This is a genomic window from Cellulosimicrobium sp. Marseille-Q8652 (assembly GCF_965112045.1).
The window spans coordinates 904,642-916,799 of the sequence record NZ_CBCOPS010000002.1; the positions used below are offsets into that span (position 1 = coordinate 904,642).

A 12,158-nucleotide genomic window follows, 5' to 3' on the forward strand; every position below is an offset into this window, starting at 1 on the left:
AGGCACGAGACACGCCGTGACGGTCTGTGCGACGTGCCGTGGAACCACCCTGGTGAGGACGTTGGGGAAGACGAAACCTCGACCTAGGGAGGCAGACATGGCCGGTGCCATCACCCGCGGTGTTCTTTACGTGCACTCAGCACCCCGTGCTCTGTGCCCGCACATGGAGTGGGCCGCCGGGAACGTCCTCGGCGTGCGCGTCTCCCTGGACTGGACCGAGCAGCCCGCGGCGCGCGGGCTGTACCGCGGCGAGTACTCGTGGCAGGGCGCGCAGGGCACGGGTGCGAAGCTCGCGTCCGCGCTGCGCGGCTGGTCACACCTGCGGTACGAGGTGACCGAGGAGCCGAGCCACGGCGTCGACGGCGGGCGCTGGTCGCACACGCCCGACCTCGGGATCTTCTACGCCGCGACAGACGTGCACGGCAACATCGTCGTGCCCGAGGACCGCGTGCGCGCCGCGCTCGAGCAGGCGAACGACCCCTGGGCCATGCGCGAGGCGCTGCACCTCGCGCTCGGCAAGGCGTGGGACGACGAGCTCGAGCCGTTCCGCTACGCCGGGGCGGGCGCTCCCGTGCGCTGGCTGCACCGCGTGGGCTGACCCGGTCCGCCGGAGCCGCCCGGCACGGAGGAGCACGACGACGCGAGGCCGCCTCCCGCAGGGGAGGCGGCCTCGCGTGCGCAGGGGCTCCGTCAGACGCTCGACACCGCGAGGGCGACGTTGTGGCCGCCGAAGCCGAACGAGTTGTTGAGCGCCACGACGTCGCCCGCGGGCAGCGGCGACGGCGTGTCGCGCACGAGCGGGACCTGGAGCTCCGGGTCGGGGTTCGCGACGTTGATCGTCGGGGGCGCGAGGCGCTCCGCCACGGCCTTGATCGTGAAGATCGACTCGAGCGCGCCGGCGCCTCCGAGGAGGTGACCGGTCATCGACTTCGTCGCGGAGAGCTGGACGTGGTCGGCGTCCCCGCCGAGCAGCGTGCGGATCGAACGGGTCTCGGTTAGGTCGCCGACCTTGGTGGACGTCGCGTGCGCGTTGACGTGCACGACGTCGCGGCCCGTGACGCCGGCCTCCTCGAGCGCCCGGCGCATGGCGGCGACCTGGCCGCGGCCCTCCGGGTCGGGCGACGTGATGTGGTAGGCGTCGGAGGACAGGCCGACGCCGGACAGACGCGCGTACACGCGGGCGCCGCGCGCCGCGGCGTGCTCCGCGCTCTCGAGCACGACGACGCCCGCGCCCTCGCCGATGACGAACCCGTCGCGGTCGACGTCGTAGGGGCGCGAGGCGCCCTGCGGGTCGTCGTTGCGCAGGGAGAGCGTGCGCGACGCGGCGAAGGCCGCGATCGGCATGGGGTGGATCGTGGCCTCGGTCCCGCCCGCGACGACCACGTCCGCGCGGCCCGCGCGGATCATGTCGACCCCGTAGCCGATGGCCTCGGCGCCGGACGCGCACGCCGAGACGAGCGCGTGGGCACCGGCGCGGGCACCGAGCTCGAGCGAGACGTACGCGGTGGGGGAGTTCGGCATGAGCATCGGCACGGTCATGGGCAGCATCCGGCGGGTGCCGCGCTCGCGCAGCGTGTCCCAGCCGTCGAGCGTGGTCCAGATGCCGCCGATGCCGGACGACACGACGGTGCCGAGCCGGTCGCCGTCGACGTCGGGGCTGCCCGCGTCCGCCCACGCCTCGCGCGTCGCGATGATCGCGTACTGCGTCGAGGGGTCCATGCGCTTCATCTCGGGACGCGCGAGCACCTCCTCGGGCTTGACCTTGATCGTCGCGGCGAAGGTCACGGGGATCTCGTAGCGCTCGGACCAGTCGTTGTCGAGGGTGCGCGCCCCGGACTCGCCGGCGAGCGCGGCCGCCCAGGTCGTGGGCACGTCCCCGCCGAGCGGCGTGGTGGCGCCGAGGCCGGTGACGACGACTTCACGGACGGCAGACATGGGAGCTCCTCGAGGGTGTTCGGTCGACGGTGGGCGGACGGGCCGGCGAGATGGCGCCGGCCCGTCCGCACGGCCTGCCGGGCAGGCCGGGTGCTCAGGCGGCCTGGGCGCCCGTGATGTACGAGACGGCGTCGCCGACCGTGGCGAGGTTCTTGACCTCCTCGTCGGGGATGCGGACCCCGAACTTGTCCTCGGCGTGCGTGACGATCGTCATCATCGAGAGGGAGTCGATGTCGAGGTCGTCGGTGAAGGACTTCTCGAGCGCGACGGCGTCCGTCGGCAGACCCGTCTCCTCGGCGACGATCTCCGCGAGGCCGGCGAGGACTTCCTGCTCGGTGTAAGCCATGGTTTCTCCTTGTCGTGGGACCGGAGGTCCGGTCCCGGTGGCGGCGCTCGGGCGGGCCCGAGCGGTGGTGCGGTACTTGGCTGCGGCGTGGCCCGTCGGTCGACGACGGACCGCCCACGGGTGATTCTTCCCTACGGGAGGACGACCACCTGCGCCGCGTAGACGAGCCCGGCCCCGAAGCCGATCTGGAGGGCGAGGTCGCCGGAGCGGACCTGGCCCTCGGCGAGGAGCCGCTCGGTCGCGAGCGGGATCGACGCGGCCGACGTGTTGCCGGTCTCGACGATGTCCCGTGCGACCGCCACGGTGTCGGGCAGGCCGAGCTGCTTGACGAGCTGGTCGGTGATCCGCAGGTTCGCCTGGTGCGGGACGAACGCGCGGATGTCGTGAGGACCGACGCCCGCCTCGGCCATCGCCTTGGCGGCGACGGGCGCCATCTGGAAGCCCGCCCACTTGAAGACCGTCTGCCCGTCCTGGCGCATCGTCGCGAAGCCGGCCCCGGGGTCCGAGCGCAGGTCGGTCCACGCGTGCGTCTGCCGGATGGCGGTCGCGCGGCTGCCGTCGGAGCCCCACACCGTCGGGCCGATGCCCGGCACGTCCGAGGGCCCGACGACCGCGGCGCCCGCGCCGTCGCCCAGCAGGAACGAGATGGTCCGGTCCGTGGGGTCCACGAAGTCGCTGAGCTTCTCGGCGCCGACGACCAGGACGTGCCGGGCGAGGCCGGACCGGACCAGGGCGTCGGCCTGGGCGATCCCGTAGGCGTACCCGGCGCACGCCGCCGACACGTCGAAGGCCGCGGCGGGCGTCGCGCCCAGCCGGTGGGCCAGCACGGCGGCGGCGGACGGCGTCTGGTGGAACCAGGTGATGGTCGCGACGATCACGGCGTCGACGTCCTCGCCGCTCAGGCCCGCGGCGTCGAGCGCGCGCCGCGCCGCGGCCTCGGCGAGGTCGACGACGTCGACCTCGGCTCCCGCCCGGCGGCGCGTGACGATGCCCGTCCGCTGGCGGATCCACTCGTCGGACGAGTCGATGGGGCCGGCGAGGTCGTCGTTGGTGACGACGTCCTCGCCGCGTGCGGCGCCGATCGCGAGGATCCGGGAGTGCGCGGGCCCGGTGGCCTGCCGCAGCGTCGGGCTCGTCACGCCCCGGCTCCCGCGGCGACGGAGTGCCGCGCGACGAGGTCGCGCGCCTTGTCGACGTCGGCGGGCGACTTCACCGCGACGGTCTCGACGCCGGGCAGGGTGCGGCGGGCGAGCCCGGTGAGCACGCCGCCCGGGGCGAGCTCGAGGATCCCGGTGACGCCCATCTCGGCGAGCGTCTCCTGGCACAGGTCCCAGCGCACCGGCGCGGCGATCTGCGCGGTGAGGCGGCGCACGACGTCGCGCGCCTTGCCGTGGTCGCTGCCCTCGAGGTCGATGCGGCCGTAGGGCTCGCCGTCCGCGTTCGAGAGGAACGGCAGGCGCGGGTCGCGGACGTCCCAGGAGGCGGCCACGGGCTCGAAGGCCTCCAGGGCCGACTGCATGAACGGCGTGTGGAACGCCCCGGCGACCTGGAGGGGGATGACGCGCGCCTTGGCGGGCGGCTTCTCGGCGAGCGTGAGGAGGTGCTCGAGGGCGCCCGCCGCCACGACCTGGCCGCCGCCGTTGACGTTCGCCGGCCACAGGCCCGCCGACTCGATCGCCGCGAGGACCTCCTCCGGGTCGCCGCCGACGACGGCGCTCATCCCGCTGGGGTTCGCGGCGGCGGCCTGCGCCATGAACCGTGCGCGGTGCGAGACGAGCCCGACGGCACCCGCGTCGTCGACCACACCCGCGACGGCCGCCGCGGCGAGCTCGCCGACGGAGTGGCCGGCGGTGACGTCCACGACGTCGGTGGCGTCACGACCGTCGAGGACCTCGCGGAGCGCGACGAGCGACGAGGCGACGATCAGCGGCTGCGCGACGGCGGTGTCCCGGATCGTCTCCGCGTCCGACGTCGTGCCGTGTGCGACGAGGTCGGTGTCGGCGGCCGCGCCGAACGCGGCGAGGCGGTCGGCGACGCCGGCCAGCTCGAGCCAGGGCGCGAGCATTCCGGGGGACTGGGAGCCCTGTCCAGGGCACAAGACGGCGAGCACCTGTCAACTGTGCCAACGCGCCTGCGGTGCACCACGTCACGACCCGCACCAACCTTGCGCAGGGCGTTTGTGCGGAACCTCCAAGAACGGCGCGAGCGCGTCAGCGCGGGACCGCGGCGAGCTGACCCAGGGCGAGCGCGACCTGGAGCACGAACGACTCCCGGGCGTCGAGCGGGTCCCACCCCGTGATCTCCGAGACCTTGCGCAGGCGGTACCGCACGGTGTTGGGGTGCACGTACAGCGTGCGCGCGGCGGCCTCGAGCGACCGCCCCGTCCCGAGGTAGGCGCTGAGCGTCTCGAGCACGGAGCCCGTCGCCTCGGCGAGCGGCCGGTAGGCCTGGGTGACGAGCGTGCGCCGGGCGGTCGTGTCGCCCGTCAGCACGCGCTCGGGCAGGAGGTCGTCCGCGAGCACCGGGCGCGGGGCCTGCGGCCACGCGGGAGCGGCCCGCAGGCCGGCGAGCGCGGCCTGCGCCGAGCGGCCGGCCTCCTCGAGGCCGGCGACCGTGGGGCCGATGACCACGGGACCGGGGCCGAACCGGGGCAGGAGCGAGGCCGCGGCGGCCTGCAGGTCGCCCTCCCCGCCCAAGACCAGGACGAGGCGGTCCCCGTGGATGCCGACCAGCGCGTCCCCCGCGGCGCGGCGCGTCGCGCGCCGCAGCTCGGCGGTGCGCACCTCGTCGAGCGTCGCCGTCGTCGTCCCGGCGATGACCAGCGTCGAGCCGCGGCCTCCCCAGCCCAGCGCGGACACCCGGGAGCGCAGGGAGTCGTCGCCGTCGCCGCGCACGAGGGCGTCGACGACGAGCGCCTCGAGGCGGGCGTCCCACGCGCCGCGCACCTCGGCCGCCCGTGCGTAGACCTCCGCGGCCGAGAAGGCGACCTCGCGCGAGTAGCGCAGCACGGCCTCGCGCAGGTCGCGCTCCCCGCCGGGGGCCGCGAGCTGGTCCGAGTGCGCCTCGACCACCTCGACGACGATGCGCACGAGCTGGAGGGTGTTCTGGAGCGAGATCGAGCGCGTGAGCTCGGGCGGCGCCGCGGCGAAGATCTCGCTCACGCCGTGCGGGGGGGCGAGGGGGTCGGCGTACCAGGTGACGAAGGCGGTGATGCCCGACTGCGCGACCAGGCCGACGTACGAGCGGTCCTCCGCCGGCAGCTCGCCGTACCAGGGCACCTCCTCGTCGAGCCGCCGGAGCGCGGCGGCCATGAGCAGCCCGCTCCCGTCCCGCAGCCCCTGGAGGTTGTCCGCGTTGCCGGCGGCGCCGGTCGCGCGCGAGCGCCCGGCGGCTGTCGGAGAGGTGGCCGTCACGCGCCGAGCATACGGGCCGGTGTTGTGGACAGTCCACAAACCGTCGGAGCCTCGGGCCGGTCGGGCGCCTCCGCACGGGGTGGTCGGGTGAGCGTCCGGGGGAGCCGCTAGGGTCGGGACATGGCTCTCATGCCCCGATTGCGTCAGCTCATGCGACGCCCGACGTCCGCGTCGACCGTCGGCGCGCGCCGTCCCCGTTCCGGGGAGAAGCGCGGCGACACGGTCCACGAGGACGCCCTGCGCGCGATGCTGGTGGACGACCCCAACGACGAGCGGGCGTTCCACGCGCTCGCCGAGCTGGTGCGGCGGCGCGCCGCCGAGGGGACGCACGTCGACGACCCGCTCGCCGCGCCGGCCGACGAGTCCGAGAAGCAGCGTGCCGCGGACCTGGCGGTGTGGGCGCTGGCGGAGGAGCTCGCGGGACACCCCAAGGGGTGGTTCCCCCTCATCGAGCTCGGCCGGCTCTCGCTCGACGACGACCCGGAGGCCGCGCTGCGCCGCTTCGCCACCGCCGCCGAGCGCGAGCACACGGGCCGCGCCCTCGCCCAGTCGATGGAGGTCCTGCGCGACGCCGGGCTCCCGGGCGAGGCGCTCGGGCTCGGCGTCGGGCACTGGCGCGCGCGCGAGCACGTCCCCGAGGTGGGGAGGCAGCTCGTCCTGGCCGCCATCGAGGCCGACCGCGCCGTCGAGGCGCGCCACCACCTCGAGTCCCTCACGACGTACGGCGACCCGCGCGCCGTCGCGTCCGTGCGCGCGGAGCTCGAGCGCGCCGTCGCGCAGGCCGAGCAGCACCGCGCGGGCACGTAGCACCCGGCGGTCCGCACCACGACGACGGCCGGCCACCTCCCGCGGGAGGTGACCGGCCGTCGTCGTGCAGCGGTCAGCGGGCGCCGACCGTCAGGAGTCGCCGCCCACGTTGCCGGACGTCCCGGCGGTGACGTCCATGAGGCGGTACTTCTCGATCGCCTTCGCCGACGCGTCGGCGGGCACCTTGCCCTGCTTGGCGAGGGCCTGCAGCGTGCGCACGACGACGGACGGACCGTCGATCTTGAAGTGGCGGCGAGCGGCGGCCCGGGTGTCCGAGAAGCCGAAACCGTCCGCGCCGAGCACCTCGTAGTCGCCGGGGACCCACTTGCGGATCTGGTCCGGCACGAGGTGGTCGTAGTCGCTCGTCGCGACGAACGGGCCCTCGGCCCCCGCGAGCTTCGCGGTGACGTACGGCGTGCGGGGCTCGGCCGCCGGGTCGAGGAACGCGGCCTGGTCGGCGGCGAGGCCGTCGCGACGGAGCTCGTTCCAGCTCGTCACGCTCCACACGTCCGCCGACACGCCCCAGTCCTCCTTGAGGAGCTGCTGCGCCTCGAGCGCCCACGGCACGCCCACGCCGGACGCGAGGAGCTGGGCCTTCGGGCCCTCCGCCTCGGACACCGAGACGCGGTGGATGCCGCGCAGGATGCCCTCGACGTCGACGTCCTCCGGCTCGGCCGGCTGGACCATCGGCTCGTTGTACACCGTGAGGTAGTACATGACGTTCTGGTCCCGGCCGTCGGAGCCGTCGCCGAACATGCGCTCGATGCCGTCGCGGACGATGTGGCGGATCTCGTAGCCGTACACCGGGTCGTACTGGACCATGGCGGTGTTCGTGCCCGCGAGGAGCGGCGAGTGCCCGTCGGCGTGCTGCAGGCCCTCGCCCGTGAGCGTCGTGCGGCCCGCCGTGGCGCCGACGATGAAGCCGCGCGTGAGCTGGTCGCCCGCCGCCCAGAACTGGTCGCCCGTGCGCTGGAAGCCGAACATCGAGTAGAAGATGTAGACCGGCACCATGATCTCGCCCTGCGTGGCGTAGGACGTGCCCACGGCCTGGAACGCGGCGGCGGAGCCGGCCTCGTTGATGCCGGTGTGCATGATCTGCCCGGCCTCGGACTCCTTGTAGCTCAGCATGAGCTCACGGTCCACGGCGAGGTAGTGCTGGCCCTGGGTGTTGAAGATCTTCGCCGACGGGAAGATCGAGTCCAGGCCGAACGTGCGCGCCTCGTCCGGGATGATCGGCACGATGCGCCTGCCGAGCTCCTTGTCCTTGATGAGGTCCTTGAGGAGGCGCACGAAGGCCATCGTGGAGGCGATCTCCTGCTGGCCCGAGCCCTTCTTGAGGATCTCGTAGGTCTTCTCGCCCGGGAGGGTGACCGGCGTCGGCTTCGAGCGGCGCTCCGGCACGAACCCGCCGAGCTGGCGGCGGCGGTCCAGCAGGTACTGGATCTCCGGGGCGTCGGGGCCCGGGTGGAAGTACGGGGGCTCGTAGGGGTTGGCCTCGAGCTCCTCGTCGGTGATCGGGATCCGCAGCGAGTCGCGCAGCGTCTTGAGGTCGGCGAGGTTGACCTTCTTCATCTGGTGCGTCGAGTTGCGGCCCGCGAAGGTCGACCCGAGGCCGTAGCCCTTCACCGTGTGCGCGAGGATGACCGTCGGCTGGCCCGTGTGGGCGCGCGCCGCCGAGTACGCCGCGTAGAGCTTGCGGTAGTCGTGCCCGCCGCGCTTGAGGTTCCAGATGTCGTCGTCGGTCATGTTCTGGACGAGCTGCTTGGTGCGCGGGTCGCGCCCGAAGAAGTGCTCGCGGATGAACGCGCCGTTCTCCGCCCGGTACGTCTGGTAGTCGCCGTCGGGCGTGGCGTTCATGAGGTTGACCAGCGCGCGGTCCTTGTCCGCGTTGAGCAGGACGTCCCACTCGCGGCCCCAGATGACCTTGATGACGTTCCAGCCCGCGCCGCGGAACTGCGCCTCGAGCTCCTGGATGATCTTGCCGTTGCCGCGCACCGGGCCGTCGAGGCGCTGCAGGTTGCAGTTGACGACGAACGTGAGGTTGTCCAGCTGCTGCTGCGCCGCGAGCTGGAGCATGCCGCGCGACTCGGGCTCGTCCATCTCGCCGTCACCGAGGAACGCCCACACGTCCTGCTGGCTCGTGTCCTTGATCCCGCGGTTGTGCAGGTACCGGTCCGTCCACGCCTGGTAGATGGCGCTCGCCGGGCCGAGGCCCATGGAGACCGTCGGGTACTCCCAGAAGTCGGGCATGAGGCGCGGGTGCGGGTACGACGGCAGGCCGCCGCCCGCGTGCGACTTCTCCTGGCGGAACCCGTCGAGCTGGTCGGCGGACAGCCGGCCCTCGAGGAACGCCCGCGCGTAGACGCCGGGCGAGGCGTGGCCCTGGAAGTAGACCTGGTCCCCGCCGCCCGGGTGGTCCTTGCCGCGGAAGAAGTGGTTGAGCCCCACCTCGTACAGCGTCGCGACGGACGCGTAGGAGGAGATGTGCCCGCCGACCCCGATACCGGGGCGCTGGGCGCGCGTCACCATGACGGCGGCGTTCCAGCGGATCCAGGACCGGTAGCGGCGCTCGAGCGCCTCGTCGCCGGGGAAGTAGGGCTCCTCGTGCACGCCGATCGTGTTCACGTAGGGCGTGGCGAAGGAGGACGGGATGGCGACGTTGCGCTCCCTGGCCCTCTTGAGCAGGTTCAGCAGGACGTAGCGGGCGCGCGGGCCCCCGCGGTCGTCGATCAGGCCGTCGAGGGACTCGACCCACTCGCCGGTCTCGGCGGGGTCGATGTCCGGTACCTGGCTGAGCAGACCATTGATCAGCGGTCCGGTCTCGTCGTACGAAGCCACCAGCAACCTCATATCTCGTCGGATGCCGGACGCCGGTCGCGCGGTACACGCCCGGTCGTCCGTCTCGGAGCCACACCGGGCACGCGGCCGCGGCCGCTGGTGGCGACCGCGCCTCTTCACGAGACCAGGGTGGTCTCCCCATTGTGTTCTCATCCGGCCCTGAAGTCACACCAACGAGTGGTCAAGGAGGCGTGATCTCCATGACACGCGCGCGAGGCGGGATGCTCGCGGAGGACGTGCCGACGGGCCGTGTCCACGGGGCCTGCCTTGCCAAGCAGGGCACCGTACGGTGGGCTACCTTTGCCAGACACGGCACACGGTGGTCCGCCACCGGCCGTCCGGACCCGCGGGTGCGGGTCGGTCGAGGCCGGTGAGGACAGAGACGGACGAGGAAAGGAACGGCACGACTGTGACGGACACCGCAGGATCCGGCGGTATCGACCGCCTGGGGTTCGCGCCCGGGAACGTGGTCCAGGAGTTCGGGTGGTCGGAGGACGTCGACGACGACCTGCGCGCCGACCTCGAGGAGCTCGTCGGCGGAGAGCTGGTCGACGAGGACTACGACGACGTCACCGACGGCGTGATCGTGTGGTGGCGCGAGGGCGACGGGGACCTCACGGACATGCTCGTGGACGTCCAGACCGTCCTCGACGACGGGGGCCTGATCTGGATCCTCACGCTCAAGCCGGGCCGGCCGGGGCACGTGGGGCACAACGACATCCAGGAAGCCGCCACGACCGCGGGCCTGCACGCGACGAGCACGTTCTCGATCGCGCAGGACTGGTCCGCGACGCGGCTCGGGACGCGGGGTCGTGGTCGCTGAGCCCACGACGCCGTCGGCTCTCGCGGGCGTCGCGCGACCCGGACCGGGCGACCCGGCACCGGACTTCACGCTCCCCGACACGCACGGCACGCCCGTCCACCTCGCCGACCTGCGCGGGGGACCGGTGCTGCTCGTCTTCTACCCCTTCGCGTTCTCGGGGATCTGCACGGGCGAGCTGTGCGAGCTGCGCGACCACCTCGACGAGTTCGAGGCCGCGGGCGTGACGCTCCTCGGCATCTCGTGCGACTCGGTGTTCGCCCAGAAGGCGTGGGCCGAGCAGGAGGGCTTCGAGTTCGACCTCCTCGCGGACTTCTGGCCCCACGGCGACGTCGCCCGTGCCTACGGCGTGCTCGACGAGGAGAACGGGCTCGCCCTGCGCGGGTCGTTCCTCGTCGACGCCGACGGCATCGTGCGCTGGTCCGTCGTCAACCCGCGCGGGCAGCGCCGCGACCTCGACGGCTACCGGCGCGCGCTCGAACAGCTCTGACGCCGGACGGGCCGCGCGGGACCGCGGGGCGCAGGCGAACCGGTAGGCTGTGCACCGCTCGTTCGGGGCCTGTAGCTCAGCTGGTCAGAGCGCCACGCTTACACCGTGGATGTCGGGGGTTCGAGTCCCTCCGGGCCCACCACGACGTCGTGCGACGTCCACCCCACCACCGACCGCCCCGACGTCGTCCGCCGGCGCGTCGCACGACCCCCCGGTCCCGGGAGGTGTCCTCGTGCTCGTCGCCGTGACCCTCGTCGGGCTCCTCGTCGCGGTGGTCTCGCGCCGCGTGCCCGTCGTGCGGGACTCGACCAGCACCGCGAGCTCGACGATCCTCGCCGTCCTCGGGGGGTGCGTGGCGCTCGGCGTGGCGACCGCGGTCGTCGCCGAGCCCGGGGAGCGTGCGGCCGTCGCGGCCGGCGGCGCCCTCCTGCTGTGCCCGGCGGCCGTCGCGCTGGGGGCGCTGATCTCTGTCCGGGTGGTCCGCCCCCTCGTGGCCCGCCGCGTCGAGCGGTCGCGCGACACCCCGGACCTGCGCGACCGCCTGCTCGCACGGGCCGCGCGGACGCGGGGCCGGGTCCGCGGCGTCCCCGTCGCCGAGGTCGCGCTCCGGGCAGCCTTCCGGTCGGGGGACGTCCGCGTCACCGGCCTCGCCGCGGAGATGTCCTACTACGGCCTGATCTCGCTCGTCCCGCTGACGACGGCGCTCGGTGCGAGCCTCGGCTTCCTGCGCCCGCTGCTCGGGGACGAGCAGGTCGACGAGATCCGGTCGTCGATCGTCGACGGGCTCACGACGGTCTTCGCGGAGCAGGTCGCGAGCGACGTCCTCGCACCGCTGGTCGACGGCCTCCTCGACGAGGAGCGCACCGGGTTCGCGCTCGGCGCGTTCCTCGTCGCGCTCTGGCTCGCGAGCCGCGTGTTCCGGGCCGCGGTCCGGGCCCTCGACGACGCGTACCGCGTCGAGCGCCGTCGCGGCGTCGTCGCGCAGTACGTCCTCGGGCTGTCGCTGGCGCTGGGCGCGGTCGCGACCCTCGTCGTCGTGCTGGGGATGGTCGTCGTCGGGCCGCTCCTGGGCGACGGCGCGACGCTCGCCGACCGCTTCGGGCTCGGCGAGGCGTTCCGCGTCTCCTGGGACGTGCTGCGCTGGCCCGTCGTCGTCGCGGTGTGCGCGGGCTACCTCACGCTGCTGTACCGGTACGCGCCGAACGTCGACACGACGTGGACCCGCTGTCTGCCCGGTGCCGTCGTGGGGACGCTCGGCGTGCTGCTCGTCTCGTCGGGGTTCGGCCTCTACCTGGCCCTCGCGGTCCCGTCCACGCCGGGCGTCGAGGACGGTTCCGCGACGCTGGTGCGCGTGGCCGGTCAGATGCTGGGGCTCGTCCTCGCGGGCGTGCTGTGGCTGTGGCTCACGAGCATCGCGGTGCTCGCCGGCGGGGTGCTCGCCGCGGAGCTCGAGCTCGAGCGCACCGGTGCGACGGACGACGGCGCGGGGCGGTCCTGAGACGACGCCGC

Annotated in this window: 11 protein-coding genes and 1 tRNA gene; 6 read left to right on the forward strand and 6 right to left on the reverse strand. The window is 73.7% G+C overall.

The window, feature by feature from the left end:
* Nucleotides 1-97 precede the first annotated feature (97 nt).
* The gene (locus tag ACWPWV_RS13875) at nucleotides 98-598 is read left to right on the forward strand and encodes a DUF3145 domain-containing protein (RefSeq protein WP_454043546.1); all 501 of its coding nucleotides are present in this window, start codon (nucleotides 98-100) and stop codon (nucleotides 596-598) included.
* 92 nt (nucleotides 599-690) lie between these two features.
* On the opposite strand, the gene ACWPWV_RS13880 is transcribed toward ACWPWV_RS13875, so the two are convergent.
* The 5 genes from ACWPWV_RS13880 to ACWPWV_RS13900 form a co-directional block, all read right to left on the reverse strand.
* Nucleotides 691-1,935, reverse strand: a complete 1,245-nt coding sequence (locus tag ACWPWV_RS13880; protein WP_454043547.1) for a beta-ketoacyl-[acyl-carrier-protein] synthase family protein — start codon at nucleotides 1,933-1,935, stop codon at nucleotides 691-693.
* Nucleotides 1,936-2,029: 94 nt separating this feature from the next.
* Nucleotides 2,030-2,281: an acyl carrier protein gene (locus tag ACWPWV_RS13885; protein WP_454043548.1), complete on the reverse strand. Its 252-nt coding sequence runs from the start codon at nucleotides 2,279-2,281 to the stop codon at nucleotides 2,030-2,032.
* Nucleotides 2,282-2,412: 131 nt separating this feature from the next.
* Entirely contained in the window at nucleotides 2,413-3,420 is a 1,008-nt protein-coding gene (locus tag ACWPWV_RS13890; protein ID WP_454043549.1) for a beta-ketoacyl-ACP synthase III, read from the reverse strand.
* Nucleotides 3,417-4,391, reverse strand: a complete 975-nt coding sequence (locus ACWPWV_RS13895; protein ID WP_454043550.1) for an ACP S-malonyltransferase — start codon at nucleotides 4,389-4,391, stop codon at nucleotides 3,417-3,419. Before ACWPWV_RS13895 ends, ACWPWV_RS13890 begins: the two co-directional genes overlap by 4 nt.
* A 100-nt stretch (nucleotides 4,392-4,491) precedes the next feature.
* Entirely contained in the window at nucleotides 4,492-5,616 is a 1,125-nt protein-coding gene (locus ACWPWV_RS13900) for a PucR family transcriptional regulator (protein WP_454044547.1), read from the reverse strand.
* A gap of 198 nt (nucleotides 5,617-5,814) precedes the next feature.
* On the opposite strand from ACWPWV_RS13900, the gene ACWPWV_RS13905 reads away from it, so the two are divergent.
* On the forward strand, nucleotides 5,815-6,501 hold the full coding sequence (locus ACWPWV_RS13905) for a hypothetical protein (RefSeq protein ID WP_454043551.1): 687 nt from the start codon (nucleotides 5,815-5,817) through the stop codon (nucleotides 6,499-6,501).
* 90 nt (nucleotides 6,502-6,591) lie between these two features.
* On the opposite strand, the gene aceE is transcribed toward ACWPWV_RS13905, so the two are convergent.
* Nucleotides 6,592-9,339, reverse strand: coding sequence for a pyruvate dehydrogenase (acetyl-transferring), homodimeric type (aceE, locus tag ACWPWV_RS13910; protein WP_454043552.1), 2,748 nt, complete (start codon nucleotides 9,337-9,339; stop codon nucleotides 6,592-6,594).
* A gap of 409 nt (nucleotides 9,340-9,748) precedes the next feature.
* Here aceE and ACWPWV_RS13915 point away from each other — a divergent pair, with 409 nt between their 5' ends.
* The 4 genes from ACWPWV_RS13915 (at nucleotide 9,749) to ACWPWV_RS13930 (ending at nucleotide 12,147) form a co-directional block, all read left to right on the forward strand.
* The gene (locus ACWPWV_RS13915) at nucleotides 9,749-10,162 is read left to right on the forward strand and encodes a DUF3052 domain-containing protein (protein WP_251151542.1); all 414 of its coding nucleotides are present in this window, start codon (nucleotides 9,749-9,751) and stop codon (nucleotides 10,160-10,162) included.
* Nucleotides 10,152-10,649: a peroxiredoxin gene (locus ACWPWV_RS13920; RefSeq protein ID WP_454043553.1), complete on the forward strand. Its 498-nt coding sequence runs from the start codon at nucleotides 10,152-10,154 to the stop codon at nucleotides 10,647-10,649. The genes ACWPWV_RS13915 and ACWPWV_RS13920 overlap by 11 nt, the downstream gene beginning before the upstream one ends.
* Nucleotides 10,650-10,714: 65 nt before the next feature.
* Nucleotides 10,715-10,791, forward strand: a tRNA-Val gene (locus ACWPWV_RS13925).
* Between the two features lie 90 nt (nucleotides 10,792-10,881).
* Complete coding sequence (locus tag ACWPWV_RS13930) at nucleotides 10,882-12,147, forward strand: YihY/virulence factor BrkB family protein (protein WP_454043554.1); 1,266 nt, start codon at nucleotides 10,882-10,884, stop codon at nucleotides 12,145-12,147.
* The last annotated feature ends 11 nt before the right edge of the window (nucleotides 12,148-12,158 follow it).

Excerpts from the sequence above, each read along its gene's own strand:
- ACWPWV_RS13905 (WP_454043551.1), top strand. The coding sequence starts at position 5,815 with ATGGCTCTCATGCCCCGATTGCGTCAGCTCATGCGACGCCCGACGTCC.
- ACWPWV_RS13885 (WP_454043548.1), bottom strand. The coding sequence starts at position 2,281 with ATGGCTTACACCGAGCAGGAAGTCCTCGCCGGCCTCGCGGAGATCGTC.
- ACWPWV_RS13875 (WP_454043546.1), top strand. The coding sequence starts at position 98 with ATGGCCGGTGCCATCACCCGCGGTGTTCTTTACGTGCACTCAGCACCC.
- ACWPWV_RS13880 (WP_454043547.1), bottom strand. The coding sequence starts at position 1,935 with ATGTCTGCCGTCCGTGAAGTCGTCGTCACCGGCCTCGGCGCCACCACG.